The sequence below is a fragment of the Terrimonas rubra genome (genome assembly GCF_042686025.1).
In the GTDB taxonomy this organism is placed as follows: domain Bacteria; phylum Bacteroidota; class Bacteroidia; order Chitinophagales; family Chitinophagaceae; genus Terrimonas; species Terrimonas rubra.
In genome coordinates this window covers 39,374-59,081 of sequence record NZ_JBHUOZ010000001.1, presented here as the reverse complement: position 1 = coordinate 59,081, position 19,708 = coordinate 39,374, and the positions used below count along the sequence as shown (strand labels likewise).

17 protein-coding genes are annotated in these 19,708 nt (G+C 40.5%); 5 read left to right on the top strand and 12 right to left on the bottom strand.

Features of this window, described 5'->3' with window-relative positions:
- Window positions 1–455 precede the first annotated feature (455 nt).
- Entirely contained in the window at window positions 456–659 is a 204-nt protein-coding gene (locus ACFS6H_RS00265) for a hypothetical protein (RefSeq protein ID WP_386093658.1), read from the bottom strand.
- Window positions 660–909: 250 nt separating this feature from the next.
- Here ACFS6H_RS00265 and ACFS6H_RS00260 point away from each other — a divergent pair, with 250 nt between their 5' ends.
- The 3 genes from ACFS6H_RS00260 (at window position 910) to ACFS6H_RS00250 (ending at window position 2,834) form a co-directional block, all read left to right on the top strand.
- Window positions 910–1,707, top strand: a complete 798-nt coding sequence (locus tag ACFS6H_RS00260) for a hypothetical protein (RefSeq protein ID WP_386093656.1) — start codon at window positions 910–912, stop codon at window positions 1,705–1,707.
- 32 nt (window positions 1,708–1,739) lie between these two features.
- The gene (locus tag ACFS6H_RS00255) at window positions 1,740–1,949 is read left to right on the top strand and encodes a hypothetical protein (RefSeq protein ID WP_386093653.1); all 210 of its coding nucleotides are present in this window, start codon (window positions 1,740–1,742) and stop codon (window positions 1,947–1,949) included.
- A gap of 558 nt (window positions 1,950–2,507) precedes the next feature.
- Entirely contained in the window at window positions 2,508–2,834 is a 327-nt protein-coding gene (locus ACFS6H_RS00250) for a YegP family protein (RefSeq protein ID WP_386093651.1), read from the top strand.
- 154 nt (window positions 2,835–2,988) lie between these two features.
- On the opposite strand, the gene ACFS6H_RS00245 is transcribed toward ACFS6H_RS00250, so the two are convergent.
- Window positions 2,989–4,059 (bottom strand): hypothetical protein, encoded by a 1,071-nt coding sequence (locus ACFS6H_RS00245; RefSeq protein WP_386093648.1) that lies wholly within the window; start codon window positions 4,057–4,059, stop codon window positions 2,989–2,991.
- A gap of 904 nt (window positions 4,060–4,963) precedes the next feature.
- Between ACFS6H_RS00245 and ACFS6H_RS00240 the strand changes: the two genes are divergently transcribed.
- Window positions 4,964–5,323, top strand: coding sequence for an XRE family transcriptional regulator (locus ACFS6H_RS00240; protein WP_386093645.1), 360 nt, complete (start codon window positions 4,964–4,966; stop codon window positions 5,321–5,323).
- A 67-nt stretch (window positions 5,324–5,390) separates the two neighbouring features.
- On the opposite strand, the gene ACFS6H_RS00235 is transcribed toward ACFS6H_RS00240, so the two are convergent.
- The 10 genes from ACFS6H_RS00235 to ACFS6H_RS00190 all read right to left on the bottom strand — a co-directional run bounded on the left by ACFS6H_RS00235 (window position 5,391) and on the right by ACFS6H_RS00190 (window position 19,303).
- A complete protein-coding gene (locus tag ACFS6H_RS00235; RefSeq protein WP_386093642.1) occupies window positions 5,391–8,540 on the bottom strand; it encodes a hypothetical protein in 3,150 nt (1,049 codons plus the stop codon).
- A 78-nt stretch (window positions 8,541–8,618) separates the two neighbouring features.
- Window positions 8,619–9,263: a TIR domain-containing protein gene (locus ACFS6H_RS00230; RefSeq protein WP_386093640.1), complete on the bottom strand. Its 645-nt coding sequence runs from the start codon at window positions 9,261–9,263 to the stop codon at window positions 8,619–8,621.
- A 3-nt stretch (window positions 9,264–9,266) separates the two neighbouring features.
- Window positions 9,267–9,746, bottom strand: coding sequence for a TIR domain-containing protein (locus ACFS6H_RS00225; RefSeq protein ID WP_386093637.1), 480 nt, complete (start codon window positions 9,744–9,746; stop codon window positions 9,267–9,269).
- 1 nt (window position 9,747) lies between these two features.
- On the bottom strand, window positions 9,748–10,407 hold the full coding sequence (locus ACFS6H_RS00220) for an SLOG domain-containing protein (RefSeq protein WP_386093634.1): 660 nt from the start codon (window positions 10,405–10,407) through the stop codon (window positions 9,748–9,750).
- Between the two features lie 3 nt (window positions 10,408–10,410).
- Entirely contained in the window at window positions 10,411–11,574 is a 1,164-nt protein-coding gene (locus tag ACFS6H_RS00215) for a toll/interleukin-1 receptor domain-containing protein (RefSeq protein WP_386093631.1), read from the bottom strand.
- Window positions 11,575–11,593: 19 nt separating this feature from the next.
- Window positions 11,594–12,832, bottom strand: a complete 1,239-nt coding sequence (locus ACFS6H_RS00210; protein ID WP_386093628.1) for a toll/interleukin-1 receptor domain-containing protein — start codon at window positions 12,830–12,832, stop codon at window positions 11,594–11,596.
- 277 nt (window positions 12,833–13,109) lie between these two features.
- Window positions 13,110–17,642 carry an SMEK domain-containing protein gene (locus tag ACFS6H_RS00205; protein ID WP_386093625.1) on the bottom strand — a complete coding sequence of 1,511 codons (4,533 nt, stop codon included), beginning with the start codon at window positions 17,640–17,642 and terminating at the stop codon, window positions 13,110–13,112.
- 175 nt (window positions 17,643–17,817) lie between these two features.
- Complete coding sequence (locus tag ACFS6H_RS00200; protein WP_386093622.1) at window positions 17,818–18,405, bottom strand: hypothetical protein; 588 nt, start codon at window positions 18,403–18,405, stop codon at window positions 17,818–17,820.
- Window positions 18,406–18,416: 11 nt separating this feature from the next.
- Window positions 18,417–18,986 (bottom strand): hypothetical protein, encoded by a 570-nt coding sequence (locus ACFS6H_RS00195; protein ID WP_386093619.1) that lies wholly within the window; start codon window positions 18,984–18,986, stop codon window positions 18,417–18,419.
- 134 nt (window positions 18,987–19,120) lie between these two features.
- Window positions 19,121–19,303: a hypothetical protein gene (locus ACFS6H_RS00190; protein WP_386093616.1), complete on the bottom strand. Its 183-nt coding sequence runs from the start codon at window positions 19,301–19,303 to the stop codon at window positions 19,121–19,123.
- Window positions 19,304–19,324: 21 nt separating this feature from the next.
- Here ACFS6H_RS00190 and ACFS6H_RS00185 point away from each other — a divergent pair, with 21 nt between their 5' ends.
- Entirely contained in the window at window positions 19,325–19,513 is a 189-nt protein-coding gene (locus ACFS6H_RS00185) for a hypothetical protein (protein ID WP_386093613.1), read from the top strand.
- Window positions 19,514–19,708: the final 195 nt, after the last annotated feature.

Genomic DNA, 19,708 nt, shown 5'->3' with positions numbered 1-19,708 from the left:
ATATTGGTTTAGTTGTATATCAATGATTACATAAACTAAAGTAGGATGAAGCGGACAAGGAGAAAAACGGTTTCCCGTAATGGGGAGCTTTTTTTGTTAATGTGTTGGAAATGGGTATAGGTTGGGCGGGAGGTGAGTTAAAGCAATAGCTTTATTTTGATGTAAAGCTGATTGTTTGTTTTTTAATACCCGGGATGCCCGGCTAAAAAAGAAAAAACGCTGCAAATCAATGATTTTGCAGCGTTTTAACTTGTTTTGTATTACTACTTGCAGAGAGGAAGGGATTTGTACTACCCTTTACTATCCTTTAGTATCAACCCTTTCGGATGTTTATGTTTCTTTACTCACCTAATAACTCACCAGCTTTCCTAATAGCTTTGGTGCAAATCGGTAGCTTAAAGTTACTGAAATTGCGCTTCTTATACAAGTAAACTTGTCTGTTTTTTGTACTTCTTTCAACTAATCAGAAAGCTGATAACGTCCTCTTTTTTGAAGCCGGTGTATTGGCAAAACTCTTCTACAGTGATAAACTGGTGCCCTTCTTTTGAAAAGTATTGCCGGATTTTCTGTAGCAACATTCGCCCGTAACGCTCGCTTTTACCGGTGATGCGCTGAATGTCATTGGGGTAAATACATAGCCTTGTCTGCTGTGTTTTCATGCTTTATCCTTGCCTTTAACTGAGCGGTGTTATTAAGGTTCCGTATTTTCTCTGTGTAGCGGCATGATGCAAAAATACAAATAGGTATACTTAGTTGCTTACAGCAATATGTACTGTTTCCGGCAATATAAGTCTGTACCGGAAAGGGCTTGATGAGTTTATTACCCAAATTTTGTACCGGTGATGTCACGATGGCTTTAATGAAGTGTGCCTGAACATTTCTTTTGTAAACTCTTTAAATCCTGATATAATGGCAAAACAAAAGGGTATTATTAAACTGGAGGGTACTATCGGTGATATTACTTTCTATAAAAGCCAGGATGGCTACCTGGCCCGGGAAAAGGGCGGTGTGGATGCTGCACGTATTGCTAATGACCCGGCGTTTCAACGTACGCGGGAAAATGGCAGTGAGTTTGGCCGGGCAGGCAATGCCGGTAAGGTGTTGCGCACTTCGCTGCGAGGCTTGCTGCAACATGCAAGCGACAGCCGGATGGTGAGCCGGTTGACTCAGAAAATGGTGGAGGTGATACAGGCGGATAGTACTAATGTACGGGGCCTGCGTAATGTGATTGACGGGGAGGCGGAACTGCTTGAAGGCTTTGAATTTAATATCCAGGGCAAGTTGCGCACTACGCTGTATGCACCTTTTACGCTCACTATTGACCGGGCAGCGGGAGCGTTGTCTGTAATGATTCTAGGGTTTATTCCTGCTCAGATGATTACGGCTCCGGGCGGTACTACGCATTTTAAGATCATCTCTGCCGGCTCGGAGGTGGATTTTGAACGGGAAAGTTATGTGTCGGCTACGAGTGAAACACCCCTGATGCGCTGGGACAGCAGCTTGACTGCCGCTATTACCTTGTCTAATGCGGTGACGCCTAATAGTACTAGCCCGTTGTTCCTGGCACTGGGTGTGGCGTTTTACCAGGAGGTAAATGGTGTTCTGTATTCGCTGAAGAATGGCGGCTTTAATGCCCCGGCTTTGGTAAAGGTGAGCGGCCTGTGGGTGCTAATGACACAGGTGTATTGCTCCCGGAGCGGTTGCTGAATGACCTATTTTCATGCTTAAATTTTACGACTATGAAAGGTATTATGGAAAGGGCGGCGGCCCCTACTCCAAAGTTTTTTAAAAGACTGCGGAATATTGGCCTGGTGCTGGCGGCGGTAGCTGCGTCTGTGGCGGCGGCCCCGGTGGCGCTGCCTGCTGGGGTAATTAAAATTGCCGGTCACCTGGCTGTGGCTGGTGGTGTTGCCGGTGCGGTAAGTCAAACGGCTGTGGAGGGTGAGTGATGAACCAGTATTTTGATGGTACTACGAAAGCCGGTACTGCAGGGGGCACGCTGCTCACGGTGTTTGTTTTTATCAGCAGTGCGGATGTGTTGAAAACGCTGGTATTGGCCGGTATTGGTGCAATAGTGAGTTTCTGTGTAACGGTATGCCTTAAAGCGGCGATAAGGTGGTTTAAAAAGTAGTTTCTGCCGGTTTGGTGTGGCGACTTCCGGCGGAAGCTTATAAAAGTCCTGGCTAAGACCGGGGCTTTTTTTTATGCCCTGGGGTATATGAACTAAAAGAGAAAGAAAAAGGGAAAAAGAAAAAGAAAGCTTTGACACCAGCAGGCGTGTCGAGGCCCTGCAAGTAGGAACGGGATAAAGGATGGCCGGCAGCGCTGATGGAGGTTTGCACGGTAAAGCGGGCAAACCTGTGTTTATGCCGTAGTTCCTTGCAGGGGGGCTGGCAGAGGCGGTGTGCCAGCCTGCTAATTTTGCTGCATTTTTTATTTGTGATTTTGTTGTTGATTGTTTTCAATACAAAAGATGCTATTTTTAATATTCATCAAAAACGCTAACTATGGTTAAGTTTGTGACTAAGACCGGAAGTAACGGTCAGTATTATTTCAGCCTGAAGGCTGATAACGGACAGAAAATTTTATCGAGCGAGGGCTATACAACCAAAGCTGCCTGCCTTGGCGGAATTGATTCGGTAAAGGCCAATGCTAAGGATGATAGCAGGTATGATAAGAAGGTGTCTACAAACCAGAAGTATTATTTTAACCTGAAGGCTGCTAATGGCCAGATCATTGGCACGAGTGAGATTTATGAATCATCTTCGGGCAGGGATAATGGTATTGAATCGGTGAAATCTAATGCACCCGGTGCGGGTGTGGTGGAAGAATAGTATTGTAACTGTATTTGCTGAGCGCCGGGGCTTTTGGCCCCGGCTTTTTTATGCCGCAGATTTTTGCCAATCTGCTTTTTACTATGTTTGTTGAGCTGTTGTGGTTTTTTATACCAAGAAGTTGAGCAAAGTAGTGTAAGAAAAATACCTGCCGTTAGCTTTTCTTTTTGTCTTTGTATTCTTCGGGGATTATTACATGCGTTTCGGATTGGTAAGGATAAAATGGTGGAACATGGGCATAAAAATGTGTATCGAAATATCCATGTAAAATATCGGGAAATAGTTTGCGCTCTATGGGATGTATTGCCTGAGGGTTATGATACATAGATATTCCCTGTGCCCATGATTCCATGGGGCCATTTTCTCCAACGGTATACTTAAAGAGTAATGGGTCTGTGGCATTTGGATCGTGCAAATGTTGATTGCCAATACGGATCATTTTTATATTGGAGTCGCCATAACCTTTCAGTTTACCCATTCTGTTGAACTTTGCAATTGTACCGGAGTTACTAAAAACTACAGCACTAATAAACTCAGCATTGGGTTGTTTGAAGAAATTAGCCGGAATTATTTTATTTCCAATCTGATATTCGATTACTGTTCTTGCTTGGACTTGCAAGTTTCCTTTTTCATCGTAATGGTGGAAGTATTTAACCCCATACAGATACTCGTTTAAGTTGCTATCTGATAACAAATGAGCCATGCTATGATGAAAGGGCTCTACTGCGAGTATTAATGGATTGTTTTTAACCCATTCCAGATTCCAATATTCTTTTTTCAATTTGTTATATAGAGCACCGGCGAGCTTTACCATGCTTTTCTCTCTCAAATCATAGATAAATTGCATGATATTTTTTTCGTTTAAATCGGCAAAAATGTCTGTCTTATCTTTTAGCTCATCATCGGTACCAGGATTGGAGGTCACTGCCTCGACAAATATTTTCTTGTTGTCTTTTTCTAGTTCAAAGTCAGGTCTGGCATAATTCCGATGGATTTTGAATTGTAGGTCTTGAAAAGTTGCGGCTAAATAAAGCTCCCATATCCGAGCGTCAAATCCTTCTCCCTGAAATTGTTTCAAGAAATCAGGGTCTATGTCGGTTATTGAGTTATAGACTTCATTCAAAGTTTTCCGGGCTGGTTCATAGCCCCAAAAATCATCACGAACTTTTTTGAAGTTCCGATGTAGCTTTTCTTCCTTAATGATGGTGTTAAATAAGTCAATCATGTGATGAATAATTTCAAGATATAAATATCTACTAAAATAATAAGTAGTTCTCAATCTCTATTGCCTTGCTGCCGGTAAAAGCGCCTGCGGCAAAAAAGAAGCGTTAGCCTTGCAGCACACCTGCCCGCAATGAGCGTGGAAGCGTAGCGAGCCATGAAGGCCAGGGAGTGAGGTACGAGCGGACGGGCCTGCGAGCGCCCACGAAGGGGCCGGACAGTAAAGGGCTGACGCAGGAAGCACGGTGGAAGGCTCCATAGGAAGCCACCGGTGCGCTGGCCACTGACAGGCACTGGGGCGGCGGCTGAACTATACAAGTAAGCCTTAGCGGTGCTTTGCGATATGAGGCACGAATGAGCAATTAGCAGGCGCAAGGCGAACGCAGCCGCAGTGGGCCAGCCGGCGAGCAAAATTATGGGCAGCAGGTGGACTGTACACTAATGAAGCGAATGCATGACGTAGCGGAGCATAATGGAACCCGGTGAGTATAGTAGCGCCGGCTTGCGAATGGCCGGGTGCAAAGTGATGAGCCAGGTGCGGAGGCAGGGTACCCGGCCATGAAGCAGTTGCCAGGCTACGAACGTGGTGCAATGGTTTGGCGGGCTGCTTGCTGACGACAAGTGACGAACACCTTTTTACCGGCGAAGCGTGGGCTATGTGCGACAGCCTCCGGAGGCATGACGGCGAGGAAGATGCCGTTTCCCTTACTCCATACCCTAGTACTGAAGGTTTACAAACGGCACCGGGCACTTTGCGGCTCATGCGTTAATACATATAAGTTGCGGGTATGTTACCCGATTAATTTGTAATTTACATGAGTTTTAAAAATTACATTTGCTTTATGACGCATACTACAACCCGCAACAATAAGATACACTAAGGCCGCAATGTAAAACGCTTCCGCGAAATGCTGGGCATAAAGCAGGATGCGCTGGCTTATGAGCTGGGTGATGACTGGAACCAGCAAAAGGTATCGCTGCTGGAGCAAAAGGAGACTATTGAAAGCAACATCCTGCACCAGGTGGCTGCCATTCTTAAAATACCGGTAGAGGCCATTCAGAATTTTGATGAGGAGCAGGCAGTTAATGTGATTGCGAATACCTTTGGCGACTATGGTATAGGATTTCAAAGAAATGAAAATCCAACCTTCCGCCCTATTGAAAAATTAGCTCAACTGCACGAAGAAAAGATTGCTTTGTATGAACGTATGCTAAAGGAAAAGGATGAGATGATGGCGAGGCTGGAACGGCTGATTGAGCAGAGGTAATTTGTAGTTAATTTTTTATACAAAGCCGCAAAGACAGAGGATCTTTGCGGCTTTGAAGTACATAAGCTTAAATGTAGTCGATATAAAATCTGTCATTGTTTTCTCTTGTCTCTACATTTTCAGGAGGGAAATCAGGTGGTGTAGCTTTAAATTTTAATTCGGGGGGATAGACTCCTGTTCTTTTTGCCTCTTTCTTTCCTTCCCGCTGCTGATCATGGGTTAGTTTTTGAAAATTCCGTAAATCTTTAATCTTTAAATCGCCTACCAGTATTGTAAAATTATAGTCACGCTCTGTCCCCCCTTTTACAATTACCTTTTCCTTGTTAACATGATCCTGCGGACGAGCTATTTTTGAAAATCCGTATTGTGCAGTATTGACTATTATAAAGTAGTTGTGCATGTCCCTGGTAGCGGCATCAATGATACTATTGTAGTAATGGGTGTCGGCATTCCAAACCGGGGCAATTATAGCATCGACTTGAGAAAAGAAAATAGACCGGTGAAATACATCTGCTAATTCATAGCAATAATATGAGGAAAAATAGAATCCCCGCCATTCAAAAAGGTCGTATCTATAAGGACGGGGTTTGGGAACGGCCATTTTTTCGCCACGCTCCTTTTCGTCCCAAATACAGTCTTCCTCAATAGGAGCGTAATGATTTTTAAGTCTTAATACGGGAATTGCATCTTTGTCTCCTGCAATGTTGATAGGTAATACTGTAAACAGGAAATTAAACCCAATATTCCTGATTTTTAGATGCTCAATGCCGGTAATATAAGCAATTTGATTCCTGGCAACCTGGTCAGTATATCTCGCTATTAAACGGTGTGGTAACGATAGTTCCGGCATTACAAAAAGGTCACATTTCTTAATACCGGATACTTCATCCAGTATCCTGTCGAAAATTTCCATTTTTTCTGAATCAACAACAGGGTTTCCATTAAGGCTTGACAAATATTCTTTAGCATCGACATATTTATTGATAAGTGCAACACGGTATGTGTCCTGACTCTGTCCTCCGTTTGGCGTATATATCTCTTGAATATAGTAATTGTGCTCTCTTTTTTCAGGTATAACTAATTTTGCGTCTTCTTGGATATCTGTTTTTAGCGTTTGAAAATATTCATCTTTGAGCAACTCTTTAGGTACACTGGGTTTGTTGATTTCATAAAATAAATCGAATGCAGTATTCAGCAGTTCGTGCGAAGAAAATTTATCAGTAAACCATTTTTTATCTGTTTGATTCTCGCATTCAAGTAGGTTTTTATAATAAGTTAGAATCGCAGCCTGCCAAAATTTAATTCGGAAGGGTATAAAATCTATTCTCCGAATACCAAATGACTTAGTGATATCCTCTTCTGTCTTCAATATCCCAAAAATAGATTCAGGACTTGTTAAGTCAACATTATAATCAAATGCGAATTTTGTAAACTGAAATAAGGGATAGTAAACAAAACCCCCTCTTAGTAAACCAGTGTCTCGAAATACCGTGTATTTAACTTCCAAATAATCAGCTGTTGAGTGATAGCTATTTTCAGCTTTCTTTTTTTCAATACTTGGAAGTATCGTTTTTAAAGTTCTAACTAATGATGGATTTTTTCGCAACATATTCAGGTCTAATCCTATAGACATAGCCAAGGCATTTTCAAAGTGCAGGCGAAGGGAGATTTTATAATCGTCTGCAGTGATGTTGAAATCCTGCTCATTATTTGATTCAGATATTTGTATCGATTCTATTTCATCAAGAATTTCTTTTGCCAAATCAGAAAGCTCATCCATCCTTTTGTATACTACCAACAGGGTAAATAGTTTTTCCCAAAAGAAGTAATGCTCTATCAGGTACCCGCCTTTGAAAAATTTTCCTATTTTATCAATTTCGGCCTCTTTATACAGGGCACCTCTTTGAATACGCCTTTTGATTAGTTTGCTTAAAAAAGTGGACAATTTGTACTTATTATCCTCCAGGTTTTTAAACCGTGCTTTGTTCAGGTCTACATTGTCGAAATTTGATTCGAAGGTCTGGCTTTCAAAATCGTCAAAAGATTCATCTTCTTCATCCGATAAGAACCGGAACATGCTGCTTCTCTCTTTTTGTTCTTCAACAAATTTTTCAATTAGGTTGGGACTATGATCGTGGTCAAACTGGTAGATAAATAACTTATCCATATTGAGCCTTAGATTCTTTAGGCTCGCAATCTTAAATGTAATGGGTTGTGAGTCTTCAGGAACTGAGAAGAGGTTTGGGAATTGAGTTTTAAGATATTCTTTAATAATTTCATCTTTATTGCCTTGTTTTGGCGCTTCATTATTGATCAGTTGTTCATCTAGTACTGTATTTTTAAGTACTATTAATACGTCATCTACATACCGTCCATAATATAGCGGGGTGAATTCTCTATTAATGTAACGATCTAATGATCTTAAATGAAAGTTTGCCAAAACATGAGAGGTAAATAATCCTATAGGGAGGGGGACAATGTTATCTTCTTCAATTGACAGGTTTGGTTTGACTACTTTTAAAAGACCTCTATATTTAATATGAATTTTTTTAAGGACAATGTGAATCACATCGTTCTCTATTTCAGGGAATTTTTTAAGCAGTGTACTTTCAAGTTTATCAAAATCGAACCTTACTTCATGATAAAAATATTTTAAATCAAAGTTCAATATTGTAACACTCTGCTCTTTATTTAGGGCATTTTTAGTAGCTTTTATTGCTAAAGACCACCAATTTTGAAATTGTTTAAAATATGGTTTGAATAAGGATCTTCCTTCAGTTTTATTGGTGCTTTGATCAATAGCAAGCCTGTTTCCAAATGAAGTGGCCGGTACTAAACCTTCCAGGTAAGCGCCGTATCGCATTAGCCAAATTGTAGCAATTAAATGTAGCTCAATCGGAAAATCACAATGAACATTTGGTCTTGCTATTTCGGTTTTGGCAGATGATATCTTATTGGTATAGTAGTTAGAATGAAAGTTGAGATGCCGGGGTTTAACTTTCTTTGGTAAAATTGAAAAATCCATTTTGCCTAAAACACTGCCAAATGCGTTATTTGATCGGCTCTCTGCTATGAAACTAGTGATATTAGAATTCAACCTTTTTTTATAAATAGCTACTCTTTGTCTTAAAATAAGGTCGTAATTGTCAAAATACACATTGGCCTGAAGTTTTGAAAAAGCAATTTTAACTTCTTCCTGAGTTACGCTTTTTGTCATACTACTGTGAGGTTTAAGTTTATCAAATAATATTGTTGCCTATAAATTAACGAGCAGGATTTATGCACTTAAGTGGAGTCAATGCATAAATAATCTATAACTATCTGCCTGCTTGTATTGCTGCCTGATTTGCCCAGGCAGGAAAGTTGTTGTACCCCTGGTCAAAAAACCAGCAGTAGGTATTAAACTTATCCGAAAAACGAAAGTTTTGCCCAAATTCACTTTTTCGCAAAAGCTATTTTGAAAGTAAAGGGTGTTTGTTTTTTTGTTATTGATCTCCGGCAAATCTTCAAACACACGCCATTTTCTATTCACTAACTCCAGGAAACGAATCTTTCTGCCATCTTCTGAAATTTGAAAAGCGAGGCGTTCCAATGGATTGGTACCTCTTGAAGTGATAGCTTGTTTATTGTCACGAATACGATTGAGGTGAATACCTAAAATGCCATTACCTTTTTCAAAACTCTTGACTATTTCATATTTGACCCATCTTCTGTCGGCGGTATCGTCGCCTATGAGTACAGCGGTAACGGATGTTTGGTTAAGCCCGGATTCAATCAGTGCTTTGATTACAGCAGCTCCTTTGCTCTTCTCTGTTTCCCAGATGGAGCCATCTATAAATGCTTCAGGGCTGTTTTTAAAGAGCCCGCTTTTGCGAACAACGTTTACTTTAAAGTTTTTTACGTCTTCATAAGAAAAACTGAAAAAGGTATGTCTTGGCATGAGCTATCTATCATTTATTGCTGTTTCTACCCATTGTTCAAGGTTATCCGCAATATTGCTATAGGCATTGCCCGCGGCCGGATTATACGTTCTTACCAAACCTGATAGCTTAACTCCCCCGGGAGTATACGTGTATTCAAAGGGGTTGAGGCCCTGGTTGCATCTCCCATTTTTCATGCAGTTGATGTTATGGATATATACGCCCAATACCCCTTTTCCATCCCGCCAAGCTTTTTCAATTTCATACTTTACCCAAGGTCTGCTATAGGTTTCTGTACCAATTAAAACAATTAAACAACTTTTACCTTTCAGGTTACTATCTATCCACTGCTCAATGGCCCGGGGACCGCCCTGCTTTACCTTCTCCCAATCATTGATACTAACCGGCTGATTCTCCTCCAGTGCTCCAATATTGCGTATTTGCTGCACCCGGAACACATCGTTGTCGTAATGGAAACTGTAAAAAATTTGTCGCTTTGCCATTTTATATTTTTTCGATTAATAGTTTTTGAAACAGGCTCATATATCCGTAGTCTTTTACGAGTCTTTCGTCCTGGTACTTTTCTTGAAGTAAATTATTGTAAACAATCCTGGTCGCCGCTCCGGTGCTGGCTATAGGGAGTAACAGTGCATCAGGCTGCTGCTCTCTAAACATGTTGAACTCTGCCTCTATGCCATCCATACCACCAATAAAAACAGCGGCGGAAAACTGATTTTCGCTTAACATATTTTGCCGCATAAGCCGGATACTATCCAGCTTGTCTCCTGTGCTAGGGGTAAATACAATGTTTTCGAATTTATTGTTGTCTTCCGGAAAGATTTCTTTGAAGTAAAGCGATTGATAAAGGGTAACGTGGTTTTGCACTTTTGATTTGAGCTCGCTTTTGACGATTTCGCACTCTTCCTCGGATAAGCGTATATCCCAATCGGTCCTTTCCAGCTTATTAATGATTGTCCTTTCGATAACATAATAAATAAGAGGTGTAATAGACGGATGACCACCCCATATAAGCCGGTGATGTGGCAATAAGATAGTAGTTAGTGCTATTACAGCATCCCGGATAGCTATGATATCAGCTGTATCGTAATATTTTTTATCACGATCGGGAATGGGAATACTGGCCGATAAAAAAATATTTTTCATTGATTAAAATTTAGAGAACCAGTCGTTGAATTTTTGCTTTTTTATGGTCTGGATATTCAAATATTTGTTTAGCCAGTCAAGGTGTTCCAGCCAGCGGTCTCTTACCGACATTTCGTCAAAAATCAGGTGAATTGACTCTATTTTATTTTTCTCAATCTTGGAGATCAGTTTTTCTGAGCTATGGCAATTGACAGACTGCGGGATGCCTATAGTAGGTATATATACTATCCGCTTGCCGCTGCTTACATCCTGGGTAATATACCTGCTATATTGCAGGTTTACTTCTATTTTATTGTTGTATGCCGCCCTGGTAAACTCTGTAATAAGGGCATCTTGCCTGGAAGCCAAATTGCGGGCTCTTGTGCCTTCGATAAGGTTGATGACATCGGTAATGACGCCAGGGTTCAGCTTGCCTCCCGTGGCGCCGGTATGCGGTAATTTATCAAAATCGGATTCGGTAAGTTGTTTTGAAAAAGCAAGGTGGGCAAAATCATTGAAGGGACAACCGGGCCAAATGAGGTGAACTATACCGATTCTTTTCAGGTGGGCCTTTTCTAACTCCTGGCTGCACCATTGGCTTTCGAGAAATTTTTCTGTATTGAGCATGAGTATTACATCGCAGTCGGTCATCCGATGCCATAGTTCTTCCTGAAATTCATCACCCTTATCTACAGCATGGGTATCGAGGAATACATCAAAGTTGTTTTGTTCCAAAGCTTCGTATAGCTGAATGGCTACGTTGCTGGATTCGCTCCTTTTATAGGAAATAAATATTTTCCTTGTCTTTCTTAATAATTCAAAAGCTTCTAAAATGAGGTTGCATATCTTCTTTATATTGTCGTCCAGCTTTAGGCCATTTTGATTGGTCAGCAGGTCGGGCATTTCTTCAGAAAACTCTTTTATATAAACGGGTAGGATGGCATTGCCATCAGCTTTTTGACTTTTGAGGATATGCTCTGTTTCTGCATCCAGGTGATCTTTATGCCCGGAGTAAATAACATAAGCCGGCTCGGCACCAGTATATTCACTTATGTTGTGTTTGGTGATTATTTTGAGCAGATCCTGTATTAGTTTGAGTTCATCGAATTTATTGCTGAGCTCTTTCTTTATTTTATTGAACAGGTCATCGTTTTCCCCAAGTAACACCAATTGATATTTGTACTTCATGAGTAATGATTTTAGCGCGTTAAGAATTGCCAGCTTGTTTGATTAAAGCTTCTATTTTTGCTAATACTTCCGGGTTAGTAATTGCCTTCAGTGTATAAACAATATATCGTACTGCCTCCAAGTCTTTAGTGATTAATTCTTCAAGTACCTTTCCTGCCTCGCGCTGGTTGTTGGCTGCAAGCTTTACTACTTGCTCTATCATTTCTTCTCTGTTGTACTGTTCGCCGTTTATTACATATTTCAATAGTTTTTGCAGCTCTGCATGATTGTGACCATAAAAATGCTGTACTACTTTATCGAAAACCTTGTCTCTGACATATAAATTATCAACCAGGGCTTCGCCCAATCTACGCAGCTCTGCCCTGTTAGAAAATAACGGGATAGCGTTTAGTAGTGCTTTATTGTCTACTCTTCTGTTTTTTACGAGGTACTCGCAAAAATGACGCAAAGAGGTTTGACTGGAAGCGATATAGGAAAGCATCTTTTCTACCAGTTCGGAATTTTCATGATCGTTGTCTACAAGGCTTTTTATTAAAGGCAGGAGGTTCTCTCTAAGTTCCACTGCCTCATAAATAGTTTCGATAAACCCGAGATCACTTCTGTCAAAAAGCATATTCAAAAGATTGCCTTTGATGGAGTTGTCTTTTATGTTCCTGAATACTTCTGCTGCCGTACTTTTATCTGATTCGTTTTCATAGAAATACCAGAAGATCTCTACTTTTTTAAAATCGTCGTTTGGCAACAGGCGGGATGCATTTTTATATATGGAGTACTTCTGGCGCTCCTCGTCGCTCAGTAGTTTTTCATAAATAGCTTTCAATGTATTTGAAAACTCGCTGACAATATCAATATCTGTGTAAGCATCATAACCTGACTCTCGCTTGATTGTATGAAGCAGCTTTTCTACGTCATCTTTGCTAAACATTCTGGTACTCTGCCGCTCAAGCATGGGCTCTATAATGTCTTTTACTTCTACATCATCTGTAAGTAATAAAAACCGGGTTCTGTCTTTTAACCAAAAGGCAGACCACTCTATATATGCCCAGGGCCTTTGGAGATATTTTGGCGTTAATATGGTGAGGATGGCATCTGAATCTTCGAGACCATTTTGTATTACTTTTTTCCAGTTGTCGCCTCCTCTGATAACATCATAAAAAACCTCAACATGATCGTTGAATATACGTGTGAGCATGTTTTTTACAAATTCGGCAAGCGGCCTCTCCTGTTCGTAGTAGCTTAAAAATATCTTGTAACTCATATATGGTGGCTTTAATAATGGCGCTTTTTATGTTTCAATTTTTAATGCAAATTGTCCGTAAAAGTATTTCCTCCTTTTAAAAAAAGACGAGGGAAAACACACGTTTTACAAACACTTACCTGTACAAATTATAAAAAGGTTAATGAACAAAAAAAGGGAAAAACCCCTTTTTTTGAATTGTGATGCTTATTTGACAATTGTGGGGTATGGGGCGCGAAAACGCTAAGTGAGGGGTATTGTTGACCGCTACGTAGGTAATTTGTATTTGTTTGAGGAGTTAGAAAGCGTCTCTTAATCTCCAGGTTAGCTCCAGTGCTTCCTGCCAGCCGGAATTGGCAAAGAGGTCAAGTATAGTAATGAGACTTTTGAAATGGCTGCTGTCAGATAAAAGCTCTTTGTGATCTGAGAGGATTTTTTCCGTCAGCTGTACAATCTGACCCAATGTGGTCTGGTCATACGTAAATCCATTGGCAGCAGCACAGGTAACAATAGCGGAGGACAGTGTGAGTACATACTCAGGATCTGTATATAGCATAGAATTTAAGAGCTGCATGAAATAAAAACCGGTATGGGCTACCATAAATCCGGGACCGATTTTTAATGATTCATCGACTATAAAACTGAGTAAGGGCTTTATTTTATTGAAGTAAGCATTTTTGTTAGCCTGCGCTTCTGCTGATTTTTTACCATCGCTAAGTGAGAAAAACAGTTTTTGAATAACACCATCAATAATTGTGAAGTCGTCGTTTGCACTCTCGTTATTCCATCCTTTGACTGCAATGGTTTTAAACCTGAAAGCGATAATGGCATGTACAATATGGATGAGATTGGTGTTCTTTTCAGGCTCAGCAACATAGTTGTTTTTTTCGCCGTGAGGAATAACATTTCTTATAATTTGAAAAAGAAGCTGGTTTGCAAATTCCTGAATACCCAGCTCTGCATGAATAATATCGGCCGCTACCTGACTATTGTATCTTATAACAAGCCTTAAAAGTAGAACAACATAGCTCTCCCAGATATCTTTCAATATAATACTGCCGGAATTTTTAAAATTTTCCATTAAGACCAACGCCAGCTCTTCTACTTTCTGCTGATCTGCTTTGACAATATTATTGTTGCAAATACGGCTAATAAGATACCTAATACATAAAGTGTCTTTTTCCTGTGCTGCTCTTTCTTTCAGGGTGTGCCAAAAATCGGAGTTGTGGTTTTCCCAATAGTAGTTAGCCGCATGTAGCGCTTTAAATCTTATAAACGGCACGTTGTCATTCATTAATTGAAGTACCAGGGGAGCTAATGCGCCGGAGCTGTCGGCATCTAGTAACTGTACCATGGTTTCGGCTGCCTGCGTTCTGGGAGTGGGAGAATGTGTATTGAAACGTTCAATAATATTCCCTACCTGGTATTGCGGTACCATATACAGATTGTGTCCGATATAGTAGTGGGCTATTGTTTCCACAAAAGTTCTGGTGGCCTTATCTAATTCTTTATTTCTTGCTACGATTTTAGCAAAGCGGCTTATTGTGTTATCACAATTAACCAACAGCTTTCTGCTAAATGTTGTGTGCTTTTTCCGAAGCTGCAGCAGTTCTGTCACAGTAAGCATCAGTGGCTCATATTCTGCCGGTGGCGGACTGTCGGAGTTATTGTAATCATACTTATCGTTGAAGGGCATAATCGCCTGAATAAGCATGTATGCTGTAAATTCGTTTGTATCGGCAGCGTTTACGCCCATGTCCTTTATTTTTTCTTCTGTGGACGGGTAATGAGCTTGCAGTATAGAAGAGGTTTTTCGTGGCTCGTTTTTTACTGTTTTGATTTCTGTCATGTAAGGGCCAGAAACCTGAGGCGTTAGCTGATTCGTTGGTATACAACTTAACAACCTTTTTATTCTATCCGCCACAGCCTCTGGTTCGTTAATCAACTTTGATGTTGTCAGGTTTACGATGGTAGATTCCAGTGACTGCTTTTGAGTAGTAGTGAGGAGACTCCAAACAGACCTTATTAATTCTCCCGCTTCGTAGTTGGTTTCATCGGACAGAAGTATTGCCGGGTTGTGTAATAGTCCAATAACCTGCTTTTTAAAAATGGCCGGATGGTGGGTGAGAAATTTTATTGCTATGCCCCAGATTACTCCTGATTCGGTATTGGAGAAAACGATGTTCATTACCTTACGGGCATCGGTATGTTTTTTCTCCTGAATGGGTTGCTCCAGGTACTTAAAAATGTGTTGAACATGAGACATGGGGCCAAACTCTCTATCGTCGTCTGATCCGAAGTAGGAATATTCATGATAGAGTTTTGCCTGTATGCCTCCAATATTTAGAAGGAATGGTTTGCGCGCTCCACGGAAGTACCGGCGAGCGCTGTATTGATTGGCAATTTTAAGGCCTAAGGGAATAGCCAATGCCGGGTCTAATTGAATTAACCCGCTATAGCTTTTCTCTAAATTGTGATGAATCATTTGAAAGTCCTGCCTTCGGGTACTACGCAAATTGATTACGACACTTCCTCCCAGGATAGTTTGTGTATCATTGTTTTCTGAGTGACGATATAAGGTTTCATAGATTAGCAACCCAAGCTTTTTATTCGCTTTAAAAATTGCCTGCAAATTATCAGTGAGTATATAAAAGAATCTCAAAGGGAAGTCGGGCTCTTTGAGGAGTTCAAGAATCTGTTTTATTTGCCTGGATGCGGCCTGTTTATTACTGCCAATAATTTGACAGAGGTTGAGTGTTCCCCAATGAGCTCCGTTTGTTTCAAGCATGGACTTATAGGATGAGGTTTTTCTCGCCTCAAGCACAAAGGCCATGTAGTTTAGAGCCGCTTTTGAAATTGCTGCATACAATATTTTGTCCGGGTTGGCGGCAATAGCTTTAATGGCCTGGTTTATCAGCAATCCAAATTCCCATAAGAATATTTCGTGCATGGACTTTGATATTTCGGCAAACAAGAGTATGTCTTTTTGCCGTGTTTTCTCTTTGCTGATGAACCTGATTCCTTCCAGTATTTTCCTTATTGTATTTGCTTTATCGATGGCATCGGAGGTATTAAATACGGGCAAAAGATCTTGTTCACTTTTATAGTATCCTCCCAGGATGTAGTTGAGTATGGTTTGGTGATATAACCTGAATAAAGGTGTTTCTTTTTTCCGGACGCTGAAGTAATGTTGCCAAAACAAGCTTCTGTCCTGGTCCCATAGTTTGCTATAGAAGTAAATAAAGCTCTGCCGGAACAGAAAAGGCAGTTTCTCGTTTTTATCAAGGTAGGTGAATAGCTCGTTTATGTTCTCCGGTATCAAATATCTGGCTACTGCATATTCCAACAGAATGTTGTGACTGTAAGAGATGTTTTGCTTTGTGGCTGAGCTTTCGACAATAATACCTAAACTAATAAGGTTGTCAAAGGTGGCTGAGTTGGACTCAGTAAGGACTTCTCTTTTGGAGCAAGACAGGCTTCCGTTTGTTATTAAAGCCAAGGTTAGCTTGTCCAGGAATATATCGTTATTGGTTTGTGTGGCTATCTTTGCCTCCCAAAAGGCTGCTAATAGCTGCTGCTCGGTTTCAATGTGAATCAAGTTTTCTGTTTTGAAGGCATTACCACCGGTAATTATTTCTTCCAACAACTTTAAGAAGTAAGGTATTTTAAGAAAGCTTTTTAGTTCGGCTGTACATTTTTGTATTGCGTGATACAATTTTTTATCCTTCTTAACAGCCAGCTCAAATTCTTCATCTGACAAATCTGGTATGGTTATAGACCTGCATTTAAGCTGGCCGTTTACATTTTCTTTCGGAAACAGTTCGCGTAGCTGTGTTGATTTTTCGGCTTCGAATATCCTGACACTTACCAGGATATTCCATTTATCTTTAAGCTCCTGTATGGCCTCTTTAATTTGCTTGAGTATTCTTGTTTTTGCCCGTTCGTCTTTAGCAGTATCAAATGCATCAAAGATGAGTAATCCTTTAAAATCGTTGCCCTGAAACGGTGTCTGGGTCAGGGCTTTTAACCAGTAACTACCGGTGCTTAACTCTTTGTTTATTTCTTCGTCTGTACCATCTATAAGTTCGTTGATTCTAATTACAAAGCAGGGGATCTGCTTTTTGTGACAAAGTTTTTGCAGTTCTGCAATAGTAAAGCTCTTGCCGGCGCCAGGGCCACCAATGATTAGACCGTTAGCAGCCTGCGCAAATGTGAACATATCCCGGGTCAGCTTTTTACGCTCAATATAAATGCCGCTTTTGTTAGTAGCTACCACCTGTGCAGGCGGTGCTGTAATGCGTTCCCTAACAGTATTAGGTGAGTTAAGCAATACCGGTGCTATTGCCTCTTCCAGTATTTGGTTTATCTCTTTTAACTGTGCGGGTAACTGTGCTTCATAATATATTTTACTCAGCAGTTTGGGGATATCATAGACTTCGTAAATGAACTCATTATCGTGTACTTCTTTCAATACACTTTTTGGACATTTTGGGGAAATGAACAGAATGATAAGGTGCTGAATACTTGAGTTTGCGGGATTGCTTCTAAATGTGGATAATGTTTTCTTAATCTTATCGGTATATTTTTTGTTAGAAGTGACCTGAACTGCTAGTTTTCTTTCTTCGTCGATTAAATCGATACTATCCCGATTTTTATCAGCTGCATTTGCATTTATCAGATTCCAACCAAATGCTTTGTTCAACAGTACGCAAAATAGATTTTCTGCATGAACAGCCCCATTTGACAAGCCCAATGAGTTTGAGTGCGCTATATGGTTTGCGTAGGCAAATAAGTAATTTTGAATATTGTCGTAGTAAGCAGTGGCGCTCATGGTTTCTATTTGTTAAATAGCAATATAACAAAAATAACCTGACCAATTCTAAGGTAATCAGTATTAACTGAGGGGGTGTAGAGCATGTTATTCGGTTCCCCGAATTCCTGACCAGACATCAGGCTATTTCAAAGAAGCACACTGTAATTTAAAAAGGGAAATTGGAAGAAGAGACCTATAGGATTTTAGACAGGCTACATTTTAAGCTGACTGTTTTTTTAGGAATGTCTAACCCTAATTGCCCGGCAATCTGCAGGTATGCTTCTCTTAAATCTTTGGACGAAAACGGCCGGAGCTGGCATAATTCTTTTACGAGCGCATTCCAATCAGGAATAAATTTCAAATGCTCCAGCCAACAAATGAGGTGAAGCGTGGTATATACCCTAATGGTACTATCCAGCTGTTTTAGCGCAGCAATAAAGGGTTTATCGTCTGATATAATCAGTTGTGCGTTTACTTTTTTAAGCTGCGCATATGCTTCTGCTTCTCCTTTATCAATTCCTTTTTGTGTTTCAAGTGTCATCAATACAATGGAATCGTAGGTGTTGCAGTGCCTGTAAAAGCCCTGCTCGGGATGTAAGCGCTGTAAAATCCATTCCCTGTGAGGCTCTGCGGCCGAACCCCTGGCATATTCTTTAACTATTTCCGAAGGAAAATAAATGGTGTGAAACAGGTTCTGCAGGTAATAGAAAAACGATTTGCGTTTGTGCAAATGACTCAGGTAAACAAGCGAAGCGTTATCAATTACTGCTGACTGATGCAAGGTGATGGTTGTTATTTTTTACCATTAAATAGTGAATCTAATGCCAATAAACCTAAACCAATCAGCAAAATACCACCTAAAACTGTTGCAGGATCTTCTCCCTTTTTTACAGGTGCGTTTTTGATGCCTGCCTGGCTTTTCTGAATCTGCTGAATTACCTTATCCAGTATGACCTGCGGTGAGTCTTTACTGGCATCAATAAATACTTCTGTGCAATTTGCGTTGTGCTTTAAATTTTTAACCTTGTTGTAAATGATGATGATTTTTGATTTATCATTTAATTGCGCAAAGGCGGTGTTTATCTCCTGCTGCACTATGTTGGTTAATGGAGATGTAGAGAACAGAATAAAGTAATCGGATGATTTTATACGGTATGCTGTTTCGTTATTCATTTGCCCCGGAGCTGAAAAACGATCCGGCATAAGCATATTGAATCCATGCACTGCACCGATGGTATGCAATCTTACAGCCAACGTTTGCTCAAAATCGTTGCCCGGATTATAACTTATAAAAACCGTAGTGGGCCTCATATCTTTATCACTATTTGAACTACAAAGATACTTGAAAGAGGTTGAATACATTTCTTAATAATTTAACTGTAGCGTATGCCTAAATGTATGAAAATCAAAAATTTAGTTAATATTGATGTTGCTATCCGCATAACGTGACACTTTTAATCCTTTTTTGAAGCCAGATATATTCCTGCAACGAATTTCTATTCCCGCTTATCGGCTGCGCCGGGTGCGAAGGCTACAAGATTGAGCATTTCGCGGAGGCGGCTGCGCAGACGGTTGCCGTAGTATTGCTCCAGCTCGCTGGCCGACAGGTTGGTGGTGATGTGGGTGCGTAGCTGTCGTGTTATAAAAAGGTCGTAACGTGTCAGGAGAATCTCGGTCATAACGTTGCACTCGTTGCCGTAATGTTTGTGGCTGCTTTCGGTACCGAGATCATCGAAGCAAAAGATACGGGGCTGGTAGTGGTACAACTGCCCACGGCTATAGCGATGTATGACGGTGAAACCATCGGCTATAAACTCAAAACTAATGCGCAGGTAAATGGGAGCGGTGCCCTTGGCAGTTGTTTTTGCCTTCTTTACATAGAAGAGTAACAGAATGTTTTGTTCATCGGCGGCAACTTTAAAAGATTACAAATTTATTTTTACTATCCGCAGCAAACAAGATGTTCAATTGCTGAACTACTTGCCAAAAAAGAGGTTTCAGTGAAATATCAGTGACCTGTTTGCTCACTTTCTGAACAGGTTACTGAAGGAATAAGAATTGTTGTCTTTGTTTGATACTGCCCC

What these genes read in the sequence shown, in the direction of transcription:
- ACFS6H_RS00215 (WP_386093631.1), bottom strand. Translation starts at nt 11,574, where the DNA reads ATGAAGTACAAATATCAATTGGTGTTACTTGGGGAAAACGATGACCTG.
- ACFS6H_RS00195 (WP_386093619.1), bottom strand. Translation starts at nt 18,986, where the DNA reads ATGTATTCAACCTCTTTCAAGTATCTTTGTAGTTCAAATAGTGATAAA.
- ACFS6H_RS00235 (WP_386093642.1), bottom strand. Translation starts at nt 8,540, where the DNA reads ATGACAAAAAGCGTAACTCAGGAAGAAGTTAAAATTGCTTTTTCAAAA.
- ACFS6H_RS00240 (WP_386093645.1), top strand. Translation starts at nt 4,964, where the DNA reads ATGCTGGGCATAAAGCAGGATGCGCTGGCTTATGAGCTGGGTGATGAC.
- ACFS6H_RS00220 (WP_386093634.1), bottom strand. Translation starts at nt 10,407, where the DNA reads ATGAAAAATATTTTTTTATCGGCCAGTATTCCCATTCCCGATCGTGAT.
- ACFS6H_RS00190 (WP_386093616.1), bottom strand. Translation starts at nt 19,303, where the DNA reads ATGACCGAGATTCTCCTGACACGTTACGACCTTTTTATAACACGACAG.
- ACFS6H_RS00250 (WP_386093651.1), top strand. Translation starts at nt 2,508, where the DNA reads ATGGTTAAGTTTGTGACTAAGACCGGAAGTAACGGTCAGTATTATTTC.
- ACFS6H_RS00260 (WP_386093656.1), top strand. Translation starts at nt 910, where the DNA reads ATGGCAAAACAAAAGGGTATTATTAAACTGGAGGGTACTATCGGTGAT.
- ACFS6H_RS00230 (WP_386093640.1), bottom strand. Translation starts at nt 9,263, where the DNA reads ATGCCAAGACATACCTTTTTCAGTTTTTCTTATGAAGACGTAAAAAAC.
- ACFS6H_RS00265 (WP_386093658.1), bottom strand. Translation starts at nt 659, where the DNA reads ATGAAAACACAGCAGACAAGGCTATGTATTTACCCCAATGACATTCAG.
- ACFS6H_RS00255 (WP_386093653.1), top strand. Translation starts at nt 1,740, where the DNA reads ATGAAAGGTATTATGGAAAGGGCGGCGGCCCCTACTCCAAAGTTTTTT.
- ACFS6H_RS00185 (WP_386093613.1), top strand. Translation starts at nt 19,325, where the DNA reads ATGTTTGTGGCTGCTTTCGGTACCGAGATCATCGAAGCAAAAGATACG.
- ACFS6H_RS00225 (WP_386093637.1), bottom strand. Translation starts at nt 9,746, where the DNA reads ATGGCAAAGCGACAAATTTTTTACAGTTTCCATTACGACAACGATGTG.
- ACFS6H_RS00205 (WP_386093625.1), bottom strand. Translation starts at nt 17,642, where the DNA reads ATGAGCGCCACTGCTTACTACGACAATATTCAAAATTACTTATTTGCC.
- ACFS6H_RS00245 (WP_386093648.1), bottom strand. Translation starts at nt 4,059, where the DNA reads ATGATTGACTTATTTAACACCATCATTAAGGAAGAAAAGCTACATCGG.
- ACFS6H_RS00210 (WP_386093628.1), bottom strand. Translation starts at nt 12,832, where the DNA reads ATGAGTTACAAGATATTTTTAAGCTACTACGAACAGGAGAGGCCGCTT.